A 25,134-nucleotide genomic window follows, 5' to 3' on the forward strand; every position below is an offset into this window, starting at 1 on the left:
ACTGTTCCGTCGCTTGAAAGGCTACCGCCGGATTTTCTCGCGCTTCGACAAGCTGGATGTCATGTTCCTTGGATTCCTCAGCTTCGTCCTAGTCGTTGATGGGCTTCGGATGTGTTAACAGGCCCTAGTAGATCACCTTAGCTTTCTTGTAAAACGCTGATTCCGCAGCCAGCATAGCTAGTGCGCCGACGATAATGGCGTACCAGAGTGTGACCAGGCGCGCTGCCACCGCTACCGCGATTGCCTCGGCGGTGGAGATCCCGAGCCGATTGAGCATCAACACGATGGCCAGTTCGGTCGTGCCAACACCACCGGGGACGAACGACAGTGCGCCAATCAGCATCGCGAGCGGGTAAATACCGAGCGCGACAACAGAGTTCAGCTGCAAGCCCATTCCAATGCAAAGGCTTACGAAGACCGCAGATGTCAGTCCCCAGGCGATGGATCCGGCAAGCATGCTTTGTCCGAACGCGCGCAGATCCAGGCAGCTACGTAGCTCCAACGCTGCCGCAAGGCCAAAGTGTGTCAGGCCGCGCAGCCAGCGGCCGGGAAGGCGCTCGGCCAAACGAGCAAACTGATTGAGTAGCGCAGGCCATGCCGCCGCTCCGAACAGCACACAGACAAATCCCAGCACCACTGCCACCAAGGCGCCCAAGGTCGGGAACACCGATGCAGCCAGCAATGACAAAGACAGGATGACCAGCAGGTCGGACGCGCGCTCGAAGACAAAGACACCAAGCGTGCGCTCGGGCGGAATGCCCATACGCGCAAAATAGCGGATTCTCATCAGTTCCCCGGCCTTGCCGGGCGTTGCGGTCAGCGCGAAGCCTGCCAGATAACCGGCCAAGCCGAGCAATACTGGTACTCGATGCCCTTTGCGGCGGAGTAGCCACTGCCAGCGCCAGTATCGAAACAGGTACGTAATGGAGACGGGCACGATTGCGAGCGACATCAACGGCCAGACCTCGCTCAGCCGCGAAAAGGTCCCGTTTCCGTGATCGACCCAGACCAATGCGGCGACGTACCCGGCGCATAGCACGAGAACGAAGGCTGCCAGATAATCCAGGCGGTGCCACAATCTTGCGGCACCGTTGATGCTGGGAGGCGAAGGTGAATCCATTGCAGCAGAAGGGCCTCAGCCCAGTGCGGCCTCCAGCTCAGGGAGCAATGCGAACAGATCCCCAACCAAGCCAATATCCGCAATCTCGAAGATCGGCGACTCCGGGTCCTTGTTGATCGCCACGATCGTCCCTGCGTCCTTGATCCCGGTCAGATGCTGGATCGCGCCGCTGATGCCGATCGCCACGTACAGCTCGGGGGCGATGATCTTGCCGGTCTGGCCGACCTGTAGCTCGTTGGGCACGTAGCCGGCGTCCACGGCAGCGCGCGAGGCACCCACGGCGGCGCCGAGTTTGTCGGCCAAACTGTAGATGTGCTGGAAATTCTCGGCCGAGCCGACGCCGCGGCCGCCGGAGACCACGCGCTTGGCGCTCTGCAGGTCGGGGCGGTCGGAGCTGCCTGCGGCCAGGCCGACGAAGCGGGTGTGGGTCGGCAGCGCGGCATCAACGGTGACTGCTTCGACCGTCGCGCTGCCGCCGGCTGCCGCTTCCGGCCAGGAGGCGCTGCGCACGGTGGCGACCACGACCTGTTCGGCCGGCGCTTTCACCGTGATGATCGCGTTGCCGGCGTAGATCGGGCGCTTGAAGGTATAGGCATCCTCGACCGACATCAGGTCGGAGATCTGGTTCACGCCCAGCAGCGCGGCCACGACCGGCATCAGATCCTTACCGAAGGTCGTGGAGGAGCCGAACACATGGCTGTAGCCCTGGCCGGCGAGCTCTGCGATCTGCGGCCCAAGCACCTGGGCGACGGCGTGTTCGTTGGCGGCGTTTGTCACAGTTAGTACGCGTGCGACGCCTGCCAACTGCGCGGCCTGGATGGCAACCGCAGCCGGGTCGGCCGCCAGCACAACAATGTCGATGGACTCGGCCGACACCGCCAGCGCGGCGCTGAGGGTCTTGGCGGTGGCCGCATTGAGCTGACCGTTGAGATGTTCTGCGACGACGAGGATCTTGGCCATTACAACAACCCCTTTTGCTTGAGTGCGGCCACCAGTTCGGCGGCGTCCTTGACCATCACGCCACGGTTGCGCTTGGACGGCGCGGCGTAGTGGGTGGTGCTGAGGCTATCGTGCACATCGACGCCGAGATCGGCAAAGGCCAGCGTTTCCAGCGGCTTGCTCTTGGCCTTCATGATGTCCGGCAGCTTGATGAAGCGCGGCTCGTTCAGGCGCAGGTCGGTGGTGATCACCGCCGGCAGATCCACTTCCAGCGTTTCCAGGCCGGCATCTACCTCACGGGTCACGGTGGCCTTGCCATCGGCGACCACCAGCTTGCCGGCGAAGGTCGCCTGCGGACGTCCCCACAGCGTGGCGAGCATCTGACCGGTCTGGTTGGCATCGTCGTCGATCGCCTGCTTGCCCAGGATGACCAGGTCCGGCTGTTCCTTCTCGACCAGCTTGAACAAGGTGCGCGCTGCGGTCAGCGGCTGGATCGCCGCGTCGGTGACCACGTGGATGGCCCGGTTGGCGCCCATGGCCAGACCGTTGCGCAGATGCGCGGCCGCATCGGCCGGCGCCAGGGTGGCGACTACCACCTCGGTGGCGATGCCGGCATCGCGCAGGCGCAACGCCTCTTCCAGGGCGATTTCGTCGAACGGATTCGGCGAGAGCTTGACGCCGTCGGTGACCACGCCGGAACCATCCGGCTTGACCTGAATGCGGACGTTGTAGTCCACCACGCGCTTGTAGGCGACGAGGATTTTCATCGTGTACGAGATCCTTCAGCTGTTGCGGGAAGGCCCGGCCGCGGCGGCAGGCTCGGGAGTGCCGCCATTCTAACCGGGGAGGGCGCACCATGCGATGGCGTATGGATGCTGCGCTGCGGCAGTCGGACGCAGCGATGTGGGCGATGCTTAAGCTCGGTCTTGCCCGGACCATATATCCTGTGTGGTTTGAAAATGCAGCGCGGGTGCGCGCGACCAGGAGGGGTAGACAGTGGCGACTTGGCTAGTAACCGGCGGGGCCGGCTTTATCGGCGGAAATTTTGTTCTGGAGGCGGTCTCTCGTGGAATCCGCGTGGTCAATCTGGACGCGCTCACTTATGCGGGCAATCTGAACACGCTGGCGTCGCTGGAAGGCAACGCCGACCATGTTTTCGTCAAGGGCGACATCGGTGACGGCGCGCTTGTGACTCGCTTGCTGCAGGAACATCAGCCGGACGCGGTGCTGAACTTCGCGGCCGAAAGCCATGTCGATCGTTCGATCGAAGGCCCTGGCGCCTTCATCCAGACCAACGTGGTCGGCACTTTGGCCCTGCTCGAGGCAGTGCGCGACTATTGGAAAGCGTTGCCGGACACGCGCCGTGATGCGTTCCGCTTCCTGCATGTGTCCACCGACGAGGTCTATGGCACGCTGGGTGAGACCGGCAAGTTCACCGAAACCACGCCCTACGCCCCGAACTCGCCGTACTCGGCCTCCAAGGCAGCGTCGGATCACTTGGTGCGCGCGTTCCACCACACCTACGGGCTGCCGGTGCTGACCACCAACTGCTCGAACAACTACGGTCCGTACCACTTCCCCGAAAAACTCATTCCATTGGTCATCGCCAAGGCGCTGGCCGGCGAGCCGCTACCGGTGTACGGAGACGGCAAGCAGGTGCGCGACTGGCTGTTCGTCAGCGATCATTGCGAAGCGATCCGCACCGTGCTGACCAAGGGCCGGGTCGGCGAGACCTACAACGTGGGCGGCAATTCCGAGCGCCAGAACATCGAAGTCGTGCAGGCGATCTGCGCACTGTTGGATCAGCATCGTCCGCGCGAAGACGGCAAGTCGCGTGCAAGCCAGATCACCTATGTCACCGACCGCCCCGGGCACGACCGGCGGTATGCAATCGATGCGTCCAAGTTGAAGGACGAGCTGGGCTGGGAGCCGGCGTACACCTTCGAGCAGGGCATCGCGCAGACGGTGGAGTGGTACCTGACCAACCAGGCGTGGGTGCAGGGCGTGCTGGATGGCAGTTATCGTCTGGAACGGATCGGCGCCGCGGCATAACGCGCGTCCCTTGCAAGAGCCTGCGCATGCGCGCGGGCCTCAACAGGAGTACCTCATGACACAACGTAAAGGCATCATTTTGGCGGGCGGGTCAGGCACGCGCCTGTATCCGATCACCAAAGGCGTCAGCAAGCAGCTGTTGCCGGTGTACGACAAGCCGATGATTTACTACCCGCTGAGCGTGCTGATGCTTGCGGGCATCCGGGACATTCTGATCATCAACACGCCGCATGAGCAGGCGCTGTTTCAGTCGCTGTTGGGCGATGGCTCGCAGTGGGGCGTCAATATCCGGTACGCCGTGCAACCCAGCCCGGACGGTTTGGCACAGGCCTATCTGATCGGACGCGACTTCGTAGACGGCAAGCCGAGTTGCCTGGTATTAGGCGACAATATTTTCCACGGTCACGGTTTGACTGATACCTTGCGCCGCGCCGACGCGCGTGAGCAAGGTGCAACGGTGTTTGGCTACTGGGTCAACGATCCGGAGCGCTACGGTGTTGCCGAATTCGATCAGCAGGGCAAGGTCATCGACATTGCCGAAAAGCCGGAAAAGCCGCGTTCCAACTATGCGGTCACCGGCTTGTATTTCTATGATGGCAAGGCCAGCGACTATGCGGCTGCTTTGAAGCCGTCGCCGCGCGGCGAGCTGGAAATCACCGATCTCAATCGTTGCTATCTCGATGCCGGCGACTTGCATCTTGAACCGTTGGGGCGCGGGTACGCATGGCTGGATACCGGCACGCACCAGTCATTGCACGAAGCGGCCAATTTCATCGAGACCATCCAGATGCGCCAGGGTCTGCAGGTGTGCTGCCCGGAAGAAATCGCATTCGGTCAGGGCTGGATCGATGCCGAGCAGTTGGAGCGCCTGGCTGCACCGCTGCTGAAAAATGACTATGGCAAGTATCTACATGAGTTGGCTGTAAGAGGAGTAGTGCCTTGAAAGTAATCGAAACGCGTCTACCGGGTTGCGTTGTCATCGAGCCGGCAGTGTTCGGCGATGAGCGCGGGTATTTCTTTGAAACATGGAATGCAGAGCGCTTTGGCCAACACGGCCTGCCGACGCAGTTCGTGCAGAGCAACGTGTCCACCTCTGCCAAGGGCGTGCTGCGTGGTCTGCACTATCAGTGGCCGCGCCCGCAAGGTAAGTTGGTCAGCGTGCTCGAAGGCGAGGTGTATGACGTCGCTGTCGATGTGCGTCATGGTTCGCCGAATTTCGGTCAATGGGCTGCGGTGGTATTGAGCGCAGAGAACAAGAAGCAGTTCTGGATTCCGGAAGGATTCGCGCATGGTTTTGCGGTGTTGTCCGAGCGCGCAGTGTTCAGTTATTTGTGCACCGATGTGTACGTCAAAGAGGCCGACGCCGGCGTGCGTTGGGATGACGCGGCGATCGGTGTCGATTGGCCGATCAGCGACCCTTTGCTATCCGCCAAGGATGCCAATGCGCCGTTCCTGAGCGACGTGCCAGTTGATCGATTGCCGGTGTATACGCCGTGATCACTCTGGTGTTTGGGGCGAACGGGCAGGTAGGCACTGAACTGCTGCGCGCACTGGCGGCCGATGGCGCGGTGCAGGCGACGACACGCAGTGGCCAGTTGCCTGATGGCAGCGCGTGTGAGACGGCGGACTTCGACGCACCGGAAGCTTTGCCAGCCTTGCTGGACCGGATTGCCCCGTCGCGGGTGGTCAACGCTGCAGCCTACACGGCAGTAGATCGCGCTGAGCAGGATCGCGATAGCGCCATGCGGGCGAATGCGCTATCGCCTGGCGTCATTGCGGCATGGTGTGCTGCCCGTAACGTGCCACTGGTGCACTACTCGACTGATTACGTCTTCGACGGTCAGGGCACCGAGCCGTATCTGGAGGATGCGCAGACCTCGCCGCTAGGCGTGTATGGCGAAACTAAGCTTGCTGGCGAGGACGCCATCCGCGCCTCCGGTGCGCAGCATCTGATTCTGCGCACGGCATGGGTTTATGCATCGCATGGTGCAAATTTCCTGCGCACGATGTTGCGTGTCGGTGCCGAGCGCGATGAGCTGCGCGTGGTGGCCGATCAGATCGGAACCCCGACGCCCGCCGCTCTGATTGCCGATGTCACCGCGCAGTTGCTGCGCCAACGCATACCCGACACCTCGGGCACCTGGCACCTCACGGCTGCAGGACAGACCAGCTGGCATGGCTTTGCCGAGGCGATCTTCGAAGAAGCCGTGAGCGCAGGTTTGCTGCCGCGTGCGCCGCGCGTGGTGCCGATTACCACCGCAGACTACCCGACGCCTGCTAAGCGGCCGGCGTATTCGCGGTTGTCGATCGAAAAACTGCAGCACGATTTCGACGTCGTATTGCCGGAATGGCAGCTTGGCTTGCAGCGCGTGATTGCCGAAATCGCCGCTGCCGAACAGTAAATCGGCGACTCTGGTCGGTGGCGATATTTCCATCGACCAGTGCAAGCCGCAAAAACAAACAGCCGGGAATCCCCCGGCTGTTTGTTTATGTGTTGCAGAGTCCTGCAAGCGACCGATCAGGTGCGCCCGTAGGTGTCTTCGAAACGCACGATGTCGTCTTCGCCCAAATAGCTGCCGGACTGCACTTCGATCAGTTCCAGCGGCAATTTGCCCGGGTTTTTCAGGCGATGGGTGACGCCCAGCGGGATGTAGGTACTCTGGTTTTCAGTCAGCAGCAGCACTTCTTCGCCACGGGTAACTTCGGCGGTTCCGCTCACCACGATCCAATGTTCGGCGCGATGGTGGTGCATCTGCAGGCTGAGCGTGGCGCCCGGCTTGACGGTGATGCGCTTGACCTGGAAGCGCTGGCCCATGTCGATCGAATCGTAGGCGCCCCACGGACGATAGACCTTGCGGTGCCAGGTCGCCTCGGAACGTCCGGCCGATTTGATCTGGCTGACCACTTCCTTGACCTCCTGGATGCGGTCGCGGTGGCCGACCAACACTGCGTCGTCGGTCTCCACCACAACCACGTCCTCCAGACCGACCATGGCAATCAGGCGCGAGCCATACGCATAGGTGTTCTTGCAATCGAGCTGGATCACATCACCATGATGCGCGTTGCCCTGACCATCCTGCTCGGAGACGTCCAGCAGCGAGGACCATGAGCCAACGTCATTCCAGCCGGCATCCAGCGGCACCACGACCGCATCGGCAGTCTTTTCCATCACCGCATAGTCGATCGAATCCGACGGGCTGGATGCGAACGCGTCCTTGTCCAGGCGGGTGAAGTCGGCGTCGCGCTTGCCGCCTTCCCAGGCCTTCTGGCAGGCATCGGCGATCGCGGGCTGGAACTTGCGCAGCTCTTCCAGGTAGCGCGATGCGCGGAACAGGAACATGCCGCTGTTCCAGTAGTACTCGCCGCTGTCCAGGTAGCCTTGCGCGGTTGCCAGATCAGGCTTCTCGACGAAGCGCTCCACAGCGCTGACACCGGTGCCTGCGCCTGCCTTGATGTAGCCGTAGCCGATTTCAGGCGCGGTGGGCTTGATGCCGAAAGTGACCAGCTTGCCTTGCTCGGCCGCAGTGGCCGCCAAGGTGACCGCTGCCTGGAAAGCAACTTCATTCTGAATCACATGATCGGACGGCAGAACCAGCAGCAGCGGATCGCCGCCGTTACGGGTGGCTTCCAGTGCAGCCACCGCAATCGCCGGAGCAGTGTTGCGGCCCTTGGGCTCGAGCAGGATGGCCGACGGCTTCACGCCAAGCTGCTGCAATTGTTCGGCCGCCATGAAGCGGTGCTCTTCATTGGCCACCACGATGGGCGCATGCGCGGCCACCGGAGCCGAACGCAGCCAGGTGGCCTGCAGCATGCTGTGCTCGCCGACCAGCGGCAGGAACTGCTTCGGGTACGATTCGCGCGACAACGGCCACAGGCGCGTGCCGGAACCGCCGGACAGGATAATCGGAAGGACGTCGCTCATGAGCGGGGGAAACTCCAGTGCGTCAAGGTGGGGGAGGGTGAATCAACCACGTAGCAGGTTGGAAATCTCTTGCGTACGCGTTTCCAGCAGGGCGGCGTCGCCGCGCGTTTCCACGTTCAGACGCAGCAGTGGTTCGGTGTTGGAACTACGCAGGTTGAAACGCCACTGGCCGAAGTCCGCGCTGATGCCATCGGTGTAATCCAGCGCGGGTGACAGCGACGCGTAATGCTCCATCACGCGCGCAACTGCGGCCTTGGCATCGTCCACCTTGAAGTTGATCTCGCCGCTGCAAGGGAACTTCTGCATGCGTGCTTCGACCAGATCTGCCAGCGAACGACCGGATTGCGACACCAACTCGGCAATCAACAGCCACGGAATCATGCCGGAGTCGGCGTAGGCGAACTCGAGGAAATAATGGTGTGCGCTCATTTCGCCGCCGTAGACGGCGTTTTCGCTGCGCATCTTTTCCTTGATGAAGGCATGCCCGCTCTTGCACAGCACCGGAATGCCGCCGCTGTCTTCGACCATCTCGACCGTGTTCCAGGTCAGGCGCGGGTCGTGCACGACCTTGCCGCCCGGCTGCTTGGCCAGGATTGCCTGCGCCAGCAGGCCGACCAGGTAATAGCCTTCGATGAAGCGGCCGCTGTGGTCGAAGAAGAAGCAACGATCGAAGTCGCCATCCCATGCAATACCGAAATCGGCGCCGTGTTCCTGCACCGCCTTGGCGGTGGCAGCGCGGTTTTCCGGCAGCAACGGGTTGGGAATGCCGTTGGGGAAGTTGCCATCGGGTTCGTGGAAGACGCGCACGAATTCGAAAGGCAGATGCGGTGCGAGCAGATCGACGATCAGACCGGCGCCACCGTTGCCGGCATTGACCACCAGCTTGAGCGGCTTGAGCGTGCTGCGGTCCACGTAGCTGAGCAGGTGCTCCAGATAGGCGGTCTTGTCGGTACGGCTCTGTTCGCTTGTGGTGGGCTCGCCGGGTGCAGCGGTATCGGCTGCAACGGTGTCGCGGATCGCGAACAGGCCGGTGTCGGAGCTGATCGGTCGCGCCTGCTCGCGCACCAGCTTCATGCCGTTGTAGTCCATCGGGTTATGGCTGGCGGTGACCATCACGCCACCGGCGGCCTTGAGGTAGTCGGTCTGAAAATAGACTTCCTCGGTGCCGCACAAGCCGATATCGATCACCTCGCGGCCGCTGGCGCGCAGGCCGGCCGAGAGCGCTTCCTGCAAGCCGGGGCTGGCCAGGCGCACGTCATGGCCCAGGACCACGGGCCCTTGATCCAGCTGCGCCGCCAGCGCCACGCCGATGCGGCGAGCCAAGTCCTCGTTGAGTTCATCCGGCACGCGGCCGCGAATATCGTAGGCCTTGAAGGCGGGTAGCGTCATGGGCAATTCCTGGGGTGGGGGACGCCCGAGTTTAGCGGCTGCGCCGTGTCTTGGGTGTGGCGGAATTGCGAACGGGGACAGGGAACAGTCAGCGGCTAGAATGGCTGCTTCACATCAGCGAGGCGAGGGCGGTGATGCGCAATAGTGGACGTGGTAAGGCAAGCGGCAAACGCTACGCCGATGCCAAGGCGGCGCTGGACGGGGTGCTGGCCGACGGCCAGACCCTGGCGGTGGGGGGCTTTGGCTTGTGTGGAATCCCGGAAGCGCTGATCGCGGCAGTGCGCGAAAGCGGAGTCGGCGGGCTGACCGTGATTTCCAACAATGCCGGGGTCGATGGATTCGGGCTTGGCCAATTATTAGCCACCCGGCAAATCCGCAAGATGATTTCGTCGTACGTGGGCGAGAACAAGGAATTCGAACGCCAGTATCTGGCCGGTGAACTGGAGCTGGAGTTCAACCCGCAAGGCACGCTGGCCGAGCGCTTGCGTGCGGGCGGTGCAGGAATTCCTGCGTTTTACACCGCAACCGGCTACGGCACCATCGTCGCCGAGGGCAAGGAAACCCGCGAATTCAACGGCAAGCACTATGTGCTGGAGACCGCGCTGCAGGCCGATGTGGCGTTGGTCAAGGCATGGCGTGCGGATACGGCCGGCAATCTGGTGTTTCGCAAGACCGCGCGCAATTTCAATCCCGCCTGCGCCATGGCCGGTCGCGTCTGCATCGCCGAGGTCGAGGAGATCGTGGAGATGGGCGCGATCGATTCGGATCACGTGCATCTGCCCGGCATCTATGTCGACCGCCTGGTACTCAACGCCACGCCGGAAAAACGCATCGAACAGCGCACCGTGCGCGAAGGACAGCAGTGATGGCCTGGACCAGAGATCAGATGGCCGCACGCGCGGCGCGCGAATTGACCGACGGCGCCTACGTCAACCTGGGGATCGGACTGCCGACACTGGTGGCCAATCACATTCCCGATGGCGTGGATGTGTGGCTGCAATCGGAAAACGGCCTGCTCGGTATCGGCCCGTTTCCCACCGAAGACGACGTGGATGCGGACCTGATCAATGCCGGCAAGCAGACCGTCACCGCGCGGGCGGGCGCCAGTTATTTCGGTAGCCACGATTCTTTCGCGATGATCCGCGGCGGCCATATCGATCTGGCGATCCTTGGCGCGATGCAGGTCACCGAGCGCGGCGATCTGGCCAACTGGATGGTGCCCGGCAAGATGGTCAAGGGTATGGGCGGCGCAATGGACCTGGTGGCCGGGGTCAAGCGCGTGGTGGTGCTGATGGAACACGTCGCCAAAGACGGCAGCCACAAGATCCTGCCCGAGTGCGACTTGCCGTTGACCGGCGTGGGCGTGGTCGATCGCATCATCACCGACCTGGCAGTGTTCGATGTCACCGATGGTGGGTTGGTGTTGGTGGAGGCTGCAGAAGGTGTGGAGTTGGATGAGCTGCGCGCCAAGACCGGTGTTGCATTCGTTGTGCAAACCGCAGAATAGTTGCGTTGCAATTCGCAGGGCGCCGTCAAGGCGCCTTGCGTGCATACCGGTAAGGCTGGGCTGATGGTGTTGTGATGATTCCCAGCGTTTGTTCGATCGTCGCGACGCGATGCCCGGACTGGGTCACGGCAACACCGAAGAAGCGTTCGACGGCATGCGCCAAGGTGCCATCGATCTGGCCTTGCTCGCTTTCGAATTCACTTGGGTGCAGATGCGCATCCAATAGCGGGCGCAGTGCTTCCAGTCTTACCCAGAACATGCTGCCCGAGGCGAACATGCTGTGCGCGTTCGGTGCATCAGTGCCTGTGCGAGCAGCAAGATAATCCAGTGCGTCAGCGTTGCCTCCGATAAAATCGATTACCGGTAATAGATGACCGTCAGGTGCCGCGAGACCGACAAGCGGATCGGTGGAGAATGCGTTCACGATCGCATCGACCCTCTGTGGCGCCAGCAATGCGTTGAGCATCTCGTCCCGCCATGCATTTCCGTCATCGCGATGGGTCGATTTCTTGGTATGCAGCTTCAAAACCAGCTGCACGTCCTCATCGAGTAGCCGGTTGGCCACGTGTAGGAAAGGCAGGATGTCGCGGCCACGATTTTCAAAGCCTTCCACCTCGGCCTGGATACCGCGCCGCTGTATGCACTTATTGACTTCGATGACCTTCATGAGGTCGGTCGTGATGATGATGCGCAGCCGAGTTCCGCACGCCACGATTGCATCGAGCATCTCGTCCAGTACATCGAGATACCAGGCGTGCAACACCACGCATGCGCTCAGCGAACGTGCCTTCGTTGCAATTTCAGGTGCGCGCGTCAGCGCCTGTCGTGTTGCATCCAGCCACGCATGTCCCAGGCGTGCATCTGGTTCGAGTACCGCGCCTTCGGCCCACTCATTCCATGCATTGATGAACACCATGCGGTGTGCAGGCGCCACATTGACGAGGCGATGCTGCACAGTGCGCGATAGCCAATCACGATATCGGCGCGGGGATGCATGCAGGTAGATGCGTCCCTTTCCGGAGCGGCGCGGTTCGTTGTCCCAGCCTGGGTTTACACCCGGATATAGCGTGTAATCGCGCATCGGTCGTTGTTCCATGTCGCGCGCAAGTTCTCGCCAATCGAGCAAGTCGCCATTGAAGTCCGGATTCACCAATCGCTGTCTGGCAGTGACCGAAGGTGGCGTACTCATATTGGGAGGGAATTCGACTGCCGCATCGAATCCAATGTCGCGCGGATCGGGACGTTCGAAGCCTTGCACATAGGCAAGATGAATTTCACCGATGCCATTGTCACGGCACCAACTGCGCCAGCGTGCTGCGGTCTGGGCAGGCTCGGGCAGCAAATGTGGCCGATAGACCAGCAACAACGGGCGGCCATCCACGCGCAGATATTTCGGGTTGCGCATGTATGCTGCGACGTGTGCGATAAAGGCCAGATCGTCGTCCGCGCTGTGTGCTTGATCGATCAGGATGTCGTCGCCACGCCCGTCCCAACGACGCGCCCATTTCTCATTTGCCCAGCAAAGGCAGAATGGCAAGGTGATCGTGGTGTCTTCGTGCCATTGGGTGATCGGCATTTCCAGCAAAGTCTTGCCGGCGAACCAGTAGAAATAGAAACAGAAAGCACCAAGGCCGTACTCCTGTGCAAGGCGAGCTTGCTCGCGCATAACGAGAGGAGTACGAAGATCATAGAAGCCAAGATCAGCGGGAAGCCGGGGCTGTTGATGGCCTTCAAATTGTGGAAGCGCGCGGCTGACGTTGCGCCATTCGGTAAAGCCATTGCCCCACCACGCGTCGTTCTCTGGAATGGGATGAAATTGCGGCAGATAGAACGCAACCAGGGTTGCCGGAAGTATTTCTGGCAATGCACCCGTGCGATAAGGCACATGACCGATCGCCGGTTCGTCACTACGTGCTGCGGGGCGTCGCGAGAGGCCATGGTTTGCACGCCCGCGTACAGGCTCGGGTACCCAGTCGGCATGTCGGTCCAGGAACCAACTGCGCCAGCGGTCGCGTGTTGCTTCACTCAGGGGAATTGCGCGAAATCCCGTGCGCAGCAGTGCGAATAACTGCGTGCGTACGCGTGACTGCATGGAGCGACCTGGTGTACTCATAGATTCTGGTAGTTCGGCCCGGAACCACCCTCCGGTGTGACCCAGGTGATGATCTCGTAGGGGTCCTTGATGTCGCAGGTCTTGCAGTGCACGCAGTTGGCGGCGTTGATCTGCAGGCGCTTGCCGGAGGGGCTATTGGTATCTGCGACCATCTCGTAGACGTTGGCCGGGCAGAAGCGCGTGCAGGGGTTGTCGTACTCGGCGACGCAGCGGGTGGCGCAGATGTCGGTGTCGAGCACTTTCAGATGCACGGGCTGGTCTTCGTCGTGTTCGGTGGCTGCAAAGTAGACCGCCTGCAGACGATCGCGTGGTGCGAGTTCGCGCATGCCGTAGTCGCGCTTGGGCTGCTCGTACTCGCCAATCTTGTGCAGTGCCGACCAGTCGGGCTTGTTCTTCAGCGTCCAGGGCGAGGCGCCCTTGAGCGCGGTTTCCCACGCCGCATTGAGCAGGCCGAACCATAGGCCTTTCTTGAAACCGGGCTTGATATTGCGCACTTCTTTCAACTCCGCCATCGCATCGGAGGCGCGCAGTTTTGCGTCGAAGCCTTGCGGGGCCAGTTGCGATTGCACCAGATGTTCGGCAGCCAGCATGCCGCTGCGGATCGCCTGATGGGTGCCCTTGATCTTGGGTACGTTGAGCAGGCCGGCGGTGTCGCCGATCAACAAGGCCCCAGGCATGTCCACTTTCGGCAGCGACTGCCAGCCGCCGGTGACGATCGCGCGTGCGCCGGCCGAAAGAATGCTGCCGCCTTCCAGCACCGACTTGATCAGCGCGTGGTTCTTCCATTGCTGGAAGGCTTCCCACGGCTGGTACTTGGGGTCGCTGTAGTCCAGACCGCTGACATAGCCGAGCGCGATCTGGTTGTTGTCCAGGTGATACAGGAAGCTGCCGCCGTAGGTGCGGTTGTCGGCCGGCCAGCCGAGCGTGTGCACGATCTTGCCGGGGCTGACGCGGCCCTCTGGCACCTGCCAAAGCTCCTTGATGCCGATCGAATAGCCCTGCGGGTCGGCGTCGGCAGTGAGGTCGAAGCGTTTGAGCAGGCGCTTGGTCAGATGGCCACGGGCGCCCTCGGCCAGCACGGTCACCTTGGCGCGGATGTCGATGCCTGCGGTGTAGCCGGGCTTGTGCGATCCATCCTTGGCCACGCCCATGTCGCCAATGCGCACGCCGATGACCTGGTCGTTGGCGTCATGCAGGGTTTCGGCGGCGGCAAAGCCTGGGTAGATTTCCACGCCCAGCGCCTCGGCCTGCGGCGCCAGCCAGGCGCACATCGCCCCTAAGCTGACGATGAAGTTGCCGTGGTTGCGCATGCCCGGCGGCACCACCGGGAACTTGCGTGCACTGTCCTTGCCGAGAAACCAGAATTCGTCGTCGGTGGCGGCCACGCAGACCGGCGGCGGGTTGTCGCGCCAGCCCGGCAGCAAGGCATCCAGCGGGCCCGGCTCGATCACCGCACCGGAGAGGATATGCGCGCCGATGGTGCTGGACTTTTCGATCACGCACACGCTGATGTTCGGATCGAGCTGCTTGAGCCGGATCGCAAATGCCAGCCCGGCCGGACCGGCGCCGACGGTGACGACGTCGTACTCCATCACGTCGCGCTCGACCGTCTCTGACGCATGTGCGCCGACTCCCGCTTCCGACATTGCTCCGCTCCCGTTGGCTCGATGGCTAACGCGCATTTTCCGGGATTCGATGTGACGGCGGCAAATCGGATCGATTCATCCGCACCGCGCAGCCCCGCTCAGCGGGCGCGTGCTAGCGTTTGCCGCATGAAGATTCGGGTGGCATTGCCGCAAGCGGAGATCGCCTGGTGTCGCGGTTGGTTGCAGCGCGCGCAGGCCGATGCGCTGCTGCAGGCGCTGCTGGCGCAGGTGCAGTGGGAAGTGCACCGCATCCGGATGTTCGGGCGGACGGTGGATTCGCCGCGCTTGTGTAGCTGGATCGGCGATGCGGAGGCGAGTTATCGCTACTCGGGCACGCAGTTCGCGCCGCAACCGTGGCTGGACGCGTTGCAGCCATTGCGCGCGCGCTTGCAGGAGGAGACCGGGCAACCGTTCAACAGCGTGCTGGTCAACCGCTATCGCAGCGGTAACGATGCGATGGGCTGGCATAGCGATGACGAACCGGAGTTGGGCGCGCAGCCGCTGATCGCGTCATTGAGCCTGGGTGCGACGCGGCGGTTTGCGTTCAAGCATCGCGACGATGCGGCCTTGAAGCAGACGCTGGAGCTGGGGCACGGCGATCTGTTGCTGATGGGCGGCGATACCCAGCGCCATTACAAACACGCCTTGCCGCGAACTGCGCGCCCGGTGGGGGAGCGGATCAACCTTACCTTTCGTCAGATCGCGATGCGCGTACCCAGTGATTAAGAGCGGCTAACAAAACGTAGCGAGCGGTCGGCTGGCGGTGAGTGCAGTGGTTTTGTCGTCCGCAACTTTGTGGATGCATTCAGAAGTGCAGGTCAAATGCTTAGTGAGTCGAGGGCGCGGTGCCCTCACCGCTCGCGGGACACGCCGTGAACCCGTCCATGGGGGCTCGGTGGCGGCATCCATGCCGCCACACGGTCCCGCAATCGGTGAGGACACCGCACCAGAAAGTGGGTCGGTAGCTTTGTGAAAGGCGGACCATCTCGCTGGTTGCATTAGCTTGCTGATGCGGGCCACAACTAAATGAGATCGAGCGCATCAGAAGCACGTTATGCATTGCTTGCACCCTTGCACACCGACCATCTCGACTGGTCCTTGCCCGCCCACCGTCGCGGGACCTTACGCGGCATGGATGCCGCGTAAGAGCTTACAAGGACGTACTTGCAGCGTGTCCTGCGATGGTGGGCGGGCAAGGGCCCTGCAGCCAGCGAGCAGATCAACCGCTTTGCAATTGATTTATCAGCACTGCCCAATCAATTCGAGACGCTGAGATTTCGCGTGTTGCGGTTGCTTAGCGATCTTCAAGCCTAGTCAATCGAGGGCGCGGTGCCCTCATCGCTCGCGGGACACGCCGTGAACCCGTCCCTGGGGGCTCGGTGGCGGCATCCATGCCGCCACACTGTCCCGCAAGCGGTGAGGACACCGCACCAGACAGTTGGTCGGTGGTCGCGTGAAAAGCTTCTGTCGCTTTGCGCTTACAACGAACGCGGCAGGTTCTGGCTGTCCTGTTGACCGGTGATCAAGGTCCAACCCACCAGCTCGGTGGTGACCTGCGTCATCGCCTGCTCGAAGGCTGCGGCGACCGTCGCGGTGTCGGTATCCGTGGACGGGCGTGCAACCAGGAAGGTACGCGAGGCCACCACGCGCTGATCGGCAGCGTGCAGCAGTTTGGCGTTGAGTTCGATGGTGGCCGAGGGCAGCGACTGGCCGGCGTAGTCGGACTCGAAGCGGCGCAGGTCGATCGCCAGCTTGTAGTCGGAGCGGATGCCGGTGCCGATGCGGGCGACCGCCGCGATCTTGCCGGAGTCCTCGAACGCGCGCACCACGCTGTCTTCCAGCATGTCGGTGGCCGGCTGTGCCCAGCCGGCGCCGTGATAGACCTGCAACTCACCCGGGGTGGGGCGCACGTTGATGCGCGGGCTGTCGATCACACGCGCGGCGCTGGGCTTGGCAACCGACAGTTGCCAGCTCACCTGCGGCCAGGACGGGTTCGGCGTGATCCGCACGGTGGGTGCGTAGATCGTGGCCGGTTTCTGGTCGCCGCCGGTCAGCAGCGAGCAGCCGCCCAGCGCCAGCAACGAGACGCACAACAAGGGACGCAACAGGCGCATGGCAGTCATTTCGGTTCGAACTCCTTGGGTGCGTCGCGGCCGAGCAGGTAGCGCGCAGGGTTGTTGTCCAGTTTGTCGCTGACCCGGCGCAGGTCGCGGATCAGACCGCGCAATTCGGTCAGCGTGGGCCCAAGTTGGCCGAGGCCATCGTTGGCGAAACTATTGATGGCCGCGCGGTTCTCGCCAAGGATGTTGTCGGCGTTGCCGGCGGCCGAATCCAGCTTGACCAGCGTGGCGTCGAGCTTGGCCAGGATGCCCGGCAGCTGCTGCACCAGGTTCTGATCCAGCCGCTTGATGGTGCCGTTGGTGGTGGTCAGGGTGGTGTCCAGATTGCGGGCGGCATCGCGCGCGCTGACGATCAGCGCCTGCATGCCTTCGTCGCGGTCGGCGATGCCGCCGCTGATCTTTTCCAGGTTCTGCAAGGTGGCGGTGATGCTGGCCACGTTCTTGTCAGAGAGCATCTGGTCCATGCGCTCGACGATGCGGTTGGCGGTGTCGGTGATGTTCTGCAGCGCCGACGGCGTGGTCTGGATGATCGGCGCATCGCTTTTGTCGATGGTGGTCAGCGACGGTGCTTCGGGCGTGCCGCCGGAGAGCTGGATGATCGACGGGCCGGTCAGGCTGGTGATGGCCAGCTTGGCGCGCGTGTCGCTCTTGATCGGCGTGGTGGAGTTCACCCGCACGTGCGCCACGACCTGGCGCGGGTCGTTCGGCGCCAGCGTCAGCTCGGTGATCGAGCCCACCGCGATGCCGTTGTATTGCACCGGGCTGCCAACCGTCAGGCCGGTGACCGCTTCGCGAAACACCACCCGGTATTGCTGCCAGGTGCGGTCAGAGGAATATTTTGCGGCCCATAGCCCGAACAGCAGCAGGGCCAGGCCCGCCACGATGGTGAAGGCGCCGATCAGGACGTAATTGGCTTTGGTTTCCATGCTCAGGCGGTCTCGGTGGAGTCGGTCTTGGCCGCGCGCGCGGCGCGGGCGCGCGGACCGTGGAAGTATTCCTGGATCCAGGGGTGGTCAAGCTGTTCGACTTCGGCCAGTGGTGCGTTGGCGATGACCTTGCGATCGGCCAGCACTGCGATGCGGTCGCAGATGGCGTACAGCGTATCCAGGTCGTGGGTGATCAGGAACACGGTCAGGCCCAGCGCCTGCTGCAAGGTCCGGATCAAACGGTCGAAGGCGGCCGCGCCGATCGGGTCCAGGCCAGCAGTGGGCTCGTCCAGAAACAGCAGCGGCGGGTCCAGCGCCAGTGCACGCGCCAGGCCGGCGCGCTTGCGCATGCCGCCGGACAATTGCGAAGGCAGCTTGTCCAACGCATCGGCCGGCAGGCCAGCCAGCTTGATCTTCAACAGTGCCAGTTCGAAATACCAGCGCTCGGGGAACTCGCCGTGATGTTCCTTCAGCGGGACCTGCACGTTTTCGCCGACGGTCATCGACGAGAACAGCGCGCCGTCCTGAAACAGCACGCCGGTGTTGCGGGTGATGTGCTGGCGGTCGGCGAAGCGACCCGAGCGCGCATCCGCCCCCAGCACCTGGATGCTGCCGGCGTCCGGCTCGCGCAGGCCCAGGATGCTGCGCATCAGCACCGACTTGCCGGTGCCCGAGCCGCCGACCACGCCCAGGATCTCGCCGCGACGCACGTCCAGGTCCAGCTCCTCGTGCACGACCTGGCTACCGAAGCGGTTGGTCAGCCCGCGCACCGAGATCGCCAGCTGGTCATCGTCGGTCTCGGGTTCGGTGCCGGGATTGGGGATTGGGGATTGGGGATTGGTCAAAGCACAGCTCTCCCTAATGTCAGGGCGTCAGCTGCGCTTCTGCCTTGCACGAATCCCAAATCCCGAATGTCGAATCCCAGCCTCATCACCACCCCATCTTCATGAACCACAGCGCAGCAATCGCGTCGAGGATGATGACCAAGGAAATCGTCTGCACCACCGAGGAGGTGGTGCGCTCGCCAACCGACTGCGCGGTGCCGCTGACCTTCAAGCCTTCCAGACAGCCGATCAGGCCGATCACCAGCGCAAACAGCGGCGCTTTGGACAGCCCGACCAGAAAATGCCGCAACTGGATGGTGTCGTGCATGCGCGCCAGATACATCTGCGGCGGAATATCCAGATCGAACGCACCCACCGTCACACCACCGGCCAGGCCGGCGATCATCGCGATGAAGGTCAGCAGCGGCAGGGTGAAGATCAGCGCCAGCAGGCGCGGAATCACCAGCAGATCGATCGGGTCCAGGCCCAGGGTGCGGATGGCATCCACTTCCTCGCGCGATTTCATCGCACCGATCTGCGCGGTGAAGGCGCTGGCGGTGCGCCCGGCCAGGACAATCGCGGTGAGAAGCACGGCGAACTCGCGCAGGAAGGCGATCGAGACCAGCTCCACTACATAAATTTCCGCGCCGAAGTCGCGCAGGATGGTCGAGCCCAGGAACGCGATCACCGCGCCCACCAGATACGACAGCAGCACCACCAGCGGCACCGCATCCAGGCCGACCTGTTCCATGTGGTGCACGGTGGAGGTGAGGCGGAAGCGGCGCGGCTCGTGGATCAGCCGCGCGATCTTGACCAGGTTCTCGCCCAGAAAGCTGTTCAGCTCCAGGATGCCCTGGCCCACGCCATGCGTGGTGCGGCCCAGACGGTCCAGCGCGGCGACAAAACCATAGTCGCGTTTGGGTTTGGGGCGCTCGTCATTGAGTTCTTCGATGGTGCACACCAGGGCCTGGTGCTCATCGCGGAAATCGATCGCGTCTTCCTTCAAGCCCATGCGGCTGGCGAAGCGCAGCAACTGCAGCACGCCGGCCGAATCCAGTTGCGCGATGCCGCGCGCGTCGATGCGACGAATGCCATCGGGCACGGCCTGCAGCAGTTCTGCCTGCGGCAATGCTGTCGCCAGGACCCAACTGCCGGCAAGGCGGACCTGTGCGTGATCCTGCGAGTCTTGTTCGATGCGTGGAGGTTGCGGTTTGATCATGGGTGGCCTGTCCGTGGCGCCAGCATACCGCGCCCGGCGTGAGCGAATGTTGGGGACGCTTCGCCCCCGCGGCTCCGGCATGGGCGATCGGGGGCGCCGGCCACGCGCACTGCGGCATACACTGGCGGCCTCGCCAGACGGCGTTTCTCCGATCCGACCCGCTACGCATGTCCGCCGCCACCCTCGTCCAACCGTCCGCCAGCGCCACCTACGCGCAGCGCGTCGCCTTCGTTTCGGAAATCGCCGGGCGCCTGCATACCTACGGCACCACCGCGCAGCGGCTGGAGGCCGCGGTGGTCGGGCTGTCGCAAAAGCTGGGGCTGGACTGCGAGCCCTGGTCCAATCCCACCGGGATTATTTTGAGCTTCAGCGACCCGACCAAGTCGATCGGCTCCAGCGACATCACCCGGGTGATCCGGCTGGCCCCGGGCGAGAACGATCTGTACAAACTCAGCGTGGCCGATTACATCGCCGACAGCGTGGCCAATGGACGCATGAGCATCGCGCAGGGGCACACGGCGCTGCGCCGGCTGGACCGCGAGGTCGACCGGCGTGGCAAGACCATGCAGGTGCTGGCCTTCGGGCTGGCTGCAGCCGGCGTGGCCGGGCTGTGGAAATTGCCCTGGCTGGATATCGCCACCGCTGGCGCGATCGGTATGTCGATCGGGCTGCTGACCCAATACACCGATAAACGCCCGGCCACCAAAGAGGCCGGAGAAGCATTGGCCGGCTTGCTGGCCGGGGTGGTGGCGACGGTGGTCGGCTCGCTGCTTGGCCCGTTGAATCTCAATACGGTGATCATCGCCTCGCTGGTGGTGCTGCTGCCCGGCATGTCGCTGACCAATGCCTTCAACGAGCTGGCCAGCCAGCACTGGGTCTCGGGAACCGCGCGCCTGGCCGGCGCGGTGACCACGGTGCTCAAGCTCACCGTCGGTGCGGTGATCGCCGTGACGCTGACGCAGCTGGTCGGCTTGCAGCCACAGCTCGCCGCGGTGCGTCCGCAGGCCAGTTGGGTGGAATGGGCTTCGCTGCTGGTGGCTGCTTATGCGTTTGCAGTGTTGTTCAAAGCCAGTCGACGCGATTATCCCTGGATCATGGCTGCAGCCATGTCCGGTTATGTCATTGCGCGTTATGCGGGGCATGCCTGGGGCGGCCCGGCCGGCGTATTCGCCTCGGCCATGGCATTGACTGCCGCCGGTAATCTATTCGGGCGGGTGGTGCAAAGACCCGGTGCATTGATTCGTTTGCCGGGCATCATCATGCTGGTTCCAGGTAGTACCAGCCTGCGCGGATTTCTCACCCTGGTGCAGCAACAGGATGTCAGTGTCGGGCAAGCGGCACTATTGGCAGTGACCAATATCGTGATGGCATTGATGGCCGGATTGCTGTTCGGCAATCTGTTGATTCCGGCCCGCAAGAATTTATGAGGTGCAGGAAACGCGCGCAATAAAAACGCCGGCAATGCCGGCGTTTTTATTGGTTTGAATCAAGCGGCCTTGGACTTCTTGGTGGCGCGCTTGGTGACAACTTTACGTGCCGAGGTCTTCTTGGCCGGGGTCTTCTTGCCGCCGACCTTGCTGATCAGGAAGTCTTCGACTTTCTTGCCGGCGGCGGTCAATTCGGCCAGCCAGCGCGGCTGCTTGCCACGGCCGGTCCAGGCTTCCTGGGGATTTGCCGGGTTGCGATACTTCGGCGGCACCTTGCCCAACTTGCGGCCGGCGCGCGGGCCCGGCTTGGCAGCGGCAGCCGGACGACCCGGACCAGCGCTGGCAGTGGCAGAAGCGCCAAACAATTCTTCAATGGAATAACCATGCGCTTTCGCGGCGCGGGTCAGCTGGGTGCGGACCTTTGCGATCGGGGTGCGCTTGGCAACCACCGTCTGCTGCTTCTTCGCATTCTTGATCAGTGCACCCAACTGCTTGGCCGACAGGCCGCTAAGATCGATCGACATCACTACTCCGGAAAATGAGAGAGAAAAGAATGCCGGTCCGTGGCAGCGCTGGCCATCATAATGTCAGAAAACCCGCGTGACAAATGCGCCGAAATAATTCGGCGCCTTGTGTTCATCTGTTTGAAGCGGGTTCGGGGTGTTTGATCAACGTTTCAGGCGGGAGAATAACCCGGACTTATCCAGGTTTTCTGCTGCCTCGGCGGTGCGCGCGCGATATTCAAATGTGCCGGCCGCCAATCCGCGTTCTGAGACCAGCACCCGATGCGGAATGCCCAATAGTTCCATATCGGCAAACATGGCGCCCGGACGCAAACCGCGATCGTCCAGTGCGGCTTCGATCCCTGCGGCAATCAATTCGTCCAACAGCGCACCGGCTGCGGCAATCACCTGTGGGTCCTGTTTCGGGTTGATCACGCACACCACCACCTGCCATGGCGCCATCGGTGCGGGCCAGATGATGCCGGCCTCGTCGTGGTTCTGTTCGATCGCTGCAGCCACGATGCGCGAAATACCGATGCCGTAGCAGCCCATCTTCATCACCGCGACCTTGCCGTTCTCGTCGATCACGGTGGCCTGCAATGCCTGTGCGTACTGGCTGCCAAGCTGGAACACATGGCCCACTTCGATGCCACGGGCCAGCCGCAGCTCGCCGCCATCGGCCGCACGTTCGCCTTCGATGACGTTGCGCACATCGGCCACGGTGTCCGGCTCGGGCAGGTCGCGGCCCCAGTTGACGCCTGCCAGATGCGCGCCGGACACATTGGCGCCGACCACGAAATCGGCCAGGGCTGCGACATCGCGGTCGGCCACCACGCGCACCGGGCGCGCGGTGTTCACCGGGCCCAGGAAGCCGGGCTCGCAGCCGAGGTGGTCGCGGATTTCGGCCTCATTGGCCATCCGGTAACCGGCCAGCCCGGCGACCTTGCCCAGCTTGATCTCGTTGACCGCGTGGTCGCCACGGACCAATACCAGCACAAAGCCGGCCTCGGTCATCACCGCCACCGACTTGACCGTGCGCTGCAGCGCGATGCCCAGCAACTGGGCGACGTCTTCGCAGGTCTTCTGGGTGGGCGTTGCGACCTGGCGCATCGCCTCGCCAGCCTCGGCGCGCGGGGCGGGCAGGGCGGCACTGGCAGTTTCCACGTTGGCGGCGTAATCGGAAGCCGTGGAGAACGCCAGCGAGTCTTCGCCGGAGGCGGCGATGACGTGGAATTCCTGCGAGGCGTCACCGCCGATGGCGCCGGAATCGGCCTGCACGGCGCGGAATTCCAGCCCCAGGCGGGTAAAGATGCGGGTGTAGGTCGCGCGCATGTTGTCGTACTCGCGCGCCATGTCCTCGTCGGTGAGATGAAACGAGTAAGCGTCCTTCATCAGGAATTCGCGCGCACGCATCACCCCGAAGCGCGGGCGGATTTCATCGCGGAACTTGGTCTGGATCTGATAGAAATTCAGCGGCAGCTGCTTGTAGCTGTTGATCTCCTGGCGCGCGAACTCGGCCGCAGCTTCCTCGGCGGTGGGGCTGTAGCAGAACTCCTGTTCCTTACGGTCCTTGATCTTGAGCAACTGCCCGCCGAACTTTTCCCAACGGCCGGTGGCGTCCCACAACTCGCGCGGCTGGATGGTGGGGAACAACACTTCCACCGCCCCGGCGCGGTTCATCTCTTCGCGCACGATGGCCTCGACCTTGCGCAACACGCGCAGGCCCAGCGGCGACCAGGTGTACAGCCCGGAGGCCAGCTTGCGGATCATGCCCGCGCGCAGCATCAGACGGTGGCTGACCAGCTCGGCGTCGGCCGGGGTTTCCTTGGTGGTGTGCAGGTGAAACTGGGAAAGACGCATCGGGCTTCGCTTGGGCGGAAAGCCCATAGTTTGCCAGTGTCGCGCCCTGGCGGTCATCGGCGAGGGCGCTGCCCCGTCTCGGCAGGGCGGGAAAGACCGGTGAGTGACCGGTCTGGCCAAGTGTTCTTGGCCCAAAGACGTGTGGCCGGCGTTCTGGCGCGGCCGGTGCTGAAATCGGCCGCGCCTTGCGTAGACGGCAGTTGGTGCGCAGCGTCCACCCAATAGAGGGCGGCTACGTGTTTTGGACTCAGGTGGCCGGGCCGCTGCTGGTCGGGGCCGGCTTGCAATAGGCCTTGGCGGCCGCTTCGGCGAGGTTGCGCTGCGCGGTGCGGGCGTCCGGGTCCAGCGGGGTGCCGGGCTTGCCGTCGGCGCCGGCGCCCATGGTCACCTCGCCCTTGCCGCTGAGCAGCTCCAGGTTGCGACGTGCGGTGAGGCAATCGGCCGATTCGGGCGTGGCGGTCTCCGGCGCGGCGATGGCGGCGGTGCCGCTGCGCGCGTCGATCCGGCGCGCTTCGTAGCGCTGGCCGGACGGCGGCGGGGTTTCGGTGTAGTGGGTCACGCCCTTGGCGTCCTTCCACTTATAGAGATCGGTCGCGCCGGCGCCGGCGCTGACCAGCATCAACAGGGCGCAAAGCCCGGACGACAGCTGCATGTGGCTTCCCCTGGATGATTCCCGCGGCGATTGCAGCATCCGCGGCCTGCGCTGGCAAGTGATGCCGCCCGGCGTACGCGTCAAGGGCAGGGCGCGCTACCGCCGAACGGACCTCAGGCCCTACACTTGCCGGATGGATGAAATGAGACCGCCCCCGCGCTCGCGCACGATTTACCTACTGCCGAACCTGTTCACCACCGCCGGGCTGTTTTCCGGTTTCTACGCCATCATCGCCGCCGCCAATGGGCAATTCGTCCAGGCGGCCATGGCGGTGTTCGTGGCTGCGGTGATGGACGGGTTGGACGGCCGGGTCGCGCGCCTGACCAATACCAGCAGCGAATTCGGCGTGCAGTACGACTCGCTGGCCGATCTGGTCAGCTTCGGCATGGCCCCGGCATTGGTGATGTACCACTGGTCGCTGTCGGCACTGAAGTACGACAGCAACGTGATGGGCCGGGTCGGCTGGTCGGCCGCCTTTCTGTATGCGGCCTGCGCGGCATTGCGGCTGGCTCGCTTCAACACGCAAGTAGGCGTGGTCGACAAACGCTGGTTCATCGGCCTGGCCAGTCCGGCGGCGGCCGGCTTGATGATGGCGTTCGTGTGGGCGTTTGCCGACGACAGCCTGGGCTTCGATGGCGAGCAGCTGCGCTATCTGGCATTGGCGATCACGGTGGTCTCTGCCTTGTTGATGGTCAGCCGGATCCGCTTCTGGAGCTTCAAGGGCGGTGCGCGTGGGCCGCGTGCCGACCGCGTGCCGTTCCTGGCGCTGGCGATCGCCACGGTGGTGATTGCGTTGCTGGTGATCGATCTGGCCCGTTCGCTGCTGGTGATCGGCGTGCTGTATGCGCTGTCCGGCCCGGTGATGTGGCTGTGGCGGCGCTGGCGGCGCGTCCCCGAGCTGCCATGAGCCCGGCT

At 63.3% G+C, this 25,134-nt stretch carries 23 protein-coding genes and 1 pseudogene; 10 read left to right on the plus strand and 14 right to left on the minus strand.

All coding sequences use genetic code 11. The features are described 5' to 3' along the window. Positions 1-118 (plus strand): annotated as a pseudogene (locus tag ABS769_RS07675) (IS5-like element ISCARN85 family transposase); the annotation flags it as partial. A 6-nt stretch (positions 119-124) separates the two neighbouring features. Here the strand turns inward: ABS769_RS07675 and ABS769_RS07680 are convergent. From ABS769_RS07680 to ABS769_RS07690, 3 genes are read right to left on the minus strand one after another with little or no spacing between them, the layout of a single operon-like run. After that, positions 125-1,120 carry a lysylphosphatidylglycerol synthase transmembrane domain-containing protein gene (locus ABS769_RS07680; RefSeq protein WP_350498129.1) on the minus strand — a complete coding sequence of 332 codons (996 nt, stop codon included), beginning with the start codon at positions 1,118-1,120 and terminating at the stop codon, positions 125-127. Between the two features lie 15 nt (positions 1,121-1,135). After that, positions 1,136-2,080: an electron transfer flavoprotein subunit alpha/FixB family protein gene (locus ABS769_RS07685; RefSeq protein ID WP_350498130.1), complete on the minus strand. Its 945-nt coding sequence runs from the start codon at positions 2,078-2,080 to the stop codon at positions 1,136-1,138. After that, positions 2,080-2,826, minus strand: coding sequence for an electron transfer flavoprotein subunit beta/FixA family protein (locus tag ABS769_RS07690; RefSeq protein WP_350498131.1), 747 nt, complete (start codon positions 2,824-2,826; stop codon positions 2,080-2,082). Before ABS769_RS07690 ends, ABS769_RS07685 begins: the two co-directional genes overlap by 1 nt. Before the next feature lie 229 nt (positions 2,827-3,055). Here ABS769_RS07690 and rfbB point away from each other — a divergent pair, with 229 nt between their 5' ends. From rfbB to rfbD, 4 genes are read left to right on the plus strand one after another with little or no spacing between them, the layout of a single operon-like run. After that, on the plus strand, positions 3,056-4,111 hold the full coding sequence (gene rfbB, locus ABS769_RS07695; protein ID WP_350498132.1) for a dTDP-glucose 4,6-dehydratase: 1,056 nt from the start codon (positions 3,056-3,058) through the stop codon (positions 4,109-4,111). Positions 4,112-4,166: 55 nt separating this feature from the next. Further along, positions 4,167-5,054, plus strand: a complete 888-nt coding sequence (gene rfbA, locus ABS769_RS07700; RefSeq protein ID WP_350498133.1) for a glucose-1-phosphate thymidylyltransferase RfbA — start codon at positions 4,167-4,169, stop codon at positions 5,052-5,054. Beyond that, complete coding sequence (gene rfbC / locus ABS769_RS07705; protein WP_205392493.1) at positions 5,051-5,608, plus strand: dTDP-4-dehydrorhamnose 3,5-epimerase; 558 nt, start codon at positions 5,051-5,053, stop codon at positions 5,606-5,608. The genes rfbA and rfbC overlap by 4 nt, the downstream gene beginning before the upstream one ends. Next, positions 5,605-6,513 carry a dTDP-4-dehydrorhamnose reductase gene (rfbD, locus tag ABS769_RS07710; protein WP_350498134.1) on the plus strand — a complete coding sequence of 303 codons (909 nt, stop codon included), beginning with the start codon at positions 5,605-5,607 and terminating at the stop codon, positions 6,511-6,513. The genes rfbC and rfbD overlap by 4 nt, the downstream gene beginning before the upstream one ends. 116 nt (positions 6,514-6,629) lie before the next feature. On the opposite strand, the gene ABS769_RS07715 is transcribed toward rfbD, so the two are convergent. Both ABS769_RS07715 and ABS769_RS07720 read right to left on the minus strand, forming a co-directional pair. Next, on the minus strand, positions 6,630-8,033 hold the full coding sequence (locus ABS769_RS07715) for a mannose-1-phosphate guanylyltransferase/mannose-6-phosphate isomerase (protein WP_350498135.1): 1,404 nt from the start codon (positions 8,031-8,033) through the stop codon (positions 6,630-6,632). 42 nt (positions 8,034-8,075) lie between these two features. Further along, on the minus strand, positions 8,076-9,422 hold the full coding sequence (locus tag ABS769_RS07720; protein ID WP_350498136.1) for a phosphomannomutase: 1,347 nt from the start codon (positions 9,420-9,422) through the stop codon (positions 8,076-8,078). A 134-nt stretch (positions 9,423-9,556) separates the two neighbouring features. Here ABS769_RS07720 and ABS769_RS07725 point away from each other — a divergent pair, with 134 nt between their 5' ends. Then, on the plus strand, positions 9,557-10,288 hold the full coding sequence (locus ABS769_RS07725) for a CoA transferase subunit A (RefSeq protein WP_317060015.1): 732 nt from the start codon (positions 9,557-9,559) through the stop codon (positions 10,286-10,288). Continuing rightward, entirely contained in the window at positions 10,288-10,929 is a 642-nt protein-coding gene (locus ABS769_RS07730) for a CoA transferase subunit B (RefSeq protein ID WP_317060014.1), read from the plus strand. Before ABS769_RS07725 ends, ABS769_RS07730 begins: the two co-directional genes overlap by 1 nt. A 25-nt stretch (positions 10,930-10,954) precedes the next feature. Here ABS769_RS07730 and ABS769_RS07735 read toward each other — a convergent pair whose 3' ends face one another. Further along, complete coding sequence (locus ABS769_RS07735; RefSeq protein WP_317060012.1) at positions 10,955-13,042, minus strand: glycoside hydrolase family 99-like domain-containing protein; 2,088 nt, start codon at positions 13,040-13,042, stop codon at positions 10,955-10,957. Beyond that, positions 13,039-14,688, minus strand: coding sequence for an electron transfer flavoprotein-ubiquinone oxidoreductase (locus ABS769_RS07740; protein ID WP_317060011.1), 1,650 nt, complete (start codon positions 14,686-14,688; stop codon positions 13,039-13,041). The genes ABS769_RS07735 and ABS769_RS07740 overlap by 4 nt, the downstream gene beginning before the upstream one ends. A 126-nt stretch (positions 14,689-14,814) precedes the next feature. Here ABS769_RS07740 and ABS769_RS07745 point away from each other — a divergent pair, with 126 nt between their 5' ends. Then, positions 14,815-15,414 carry an alpha-ketoglutarate-dependent dioxygenase AlkB family protein gene (locus ABS769_RS07745; protein ID WP_317060010.1) on the plus strand — a complete coding sequence of 200 codons (600 nt, stop codon included), beginning with the start codon at positions 14,815-14,817 and terminating at the stop codon, positions 15,412-15,414. 752 nt (positions 15,415-16,166) lie between these two features. On the opposite strand, the gene ABS769_RS07750 is transcribed toward ABS769_RS07745, so the two are convergent. From ABS769_RS07750 to ABS769_RS07765, 4 genes are all read right to left on the minus strand, one after another. Beyond that, positions 16,167-16,811 (minus strand): ABC-type transport auxiliary lipoprotein family protein, encoded by a 645-nt coding sequence (locus tag ABS769_RS07750; protein WP_317060009.1) that lies wholly within the window; start codon positions 16,809-16,811, stop codon positions 16,167-16,169. Further along, the gene (locus tag ABS769_RS07755; RefSeq protein WP_023902524.1) at positions 16,808-17,734 is read right to left on the minus strand and encodes an MlaD family protein; all 927 of its coding nucleotides are present in this window, start codon (positions 17,732-17,734) and stop codon (positions 16,808-16,810) included. Before ABS769_RS07755 ends, ABS769_RS07750 begins: the two co-directional genes overlap by 4 nt. 2 nt (positions 17,735-17,736) lie before the next feature. After that, complete coding sequence (locus tag ABS769_RS07760; protein ID WP_317060006.1) at positions 17,737-18,579, minus strand: ABC transporter ATP-binding protein; 843 nt, start codon at positions 18,577-18,579, stop codon at positions 17,737-17,739. An 85-nt stretch (positions 18,580-18,664) separates the two neighbouring features. Beyond that, positions 18,665-19,777 carry an MlaE family ABC transporter permease gene (locus tag ABS769_RS07765; RefSeq protein ID WP_006452291.1) on the minus strand — a complete coding sequence of 371 codons (1,113 nt, stop codon included), beginning with the start codon at positions 19,775-19,777 and terminating at the stop codon, positions 18,665-18,667. Positions 19,778-19,944: 167 nt separating this feature from the next. Between ABS769_RS07765 and ABS769_RS07770 the strand changes: the two genes are divergently transcribed. After that, positions 19,945-21,204: a threonine/serine ThrE exporter family protein gene (locus ABS769_RS07770; protein WP_043888908.1), complete on the plus strand. Its 1,260-nt coding sequence runs from the start codon at positions 19,945-19,947 to the stop codon at positions 21,202-21,204. A 59-nt stretch (positions 21,205-21,263) separates the two neighbouring features. On the opposite strand, the gene ABS769_RS07775 is transcribed toward ABS769_RS07770, so the two are convergent. The 3 genes from ABS769_RS07775 to ABS769_RS07785 form a co-directional block, all read right to left on the minus strand. Continuing rightward, a complete protein-coding gene (locus tag ABS769_RS07775; RefSeq protein ID WP_317060004.1) occupies positions 21,264-21,728 on the minus strand; it encodes an H-NS histone family protein in 465 nt (154 codons plus the stop codon). 144 nt (positions 21,729-21,872) lie between these two features. Next, positions 21,873-23,567, minus strand: a complete 1,695-nt coding sequence (locus ABS769_RS07780; protein WP_317060003.1) for a proline--tRNA ligase — start codon at positions 23,565-23,567, stop codon at positions 21,873-21,875. A gap of 247 nt (positions 23,568-23,814) precedes the next feature. Continuing rightward, positions 23,815-24,219 carry a DUF4124 domain-containing protein gene (locus ABS769_RS07785; RefSeq protein WP_317060002.1) on the minus strand — a complete coding sequence of 135 codons (405 nt, stop codon included), beginning with the start codon at positions 24,217-24,219 and terminating at the stop codon, positions 23,815-23,817. 133 nt (positions 24,220-24,352) lie between these two features. On the opposite strand from ABS769_RS07785, the gene pssA reads away from it, so the two are divergent. Continuing rightward, positions 24,353-25,126 carry a CDP-diacylglycerol--serine O-phosphatidyltransferase gene (gene pssA, locus ABS769_RS07790; protein WP_023902531.1) on the plus strand — a complete coding sequence of 258 codons (774 nt, stop codon included), beginning with the start codon at positions 24,353-24,355 and terminating at the stop codon, positions 25,124-25,126. The last annotated feature ends 8 nt before the right edge of the window (positions 25,127-25,134 follow it).

It is taken from the genome of Xanthomonas hortorum (assembly GCF_040279205.1).
Lineage (GTDB): Bacteria > Pseudomonadota > Gammaproteobacteria > Xanthomonadales > Xanthomonadaceae > Xanthomonas > Xanthomonas hortorum_F.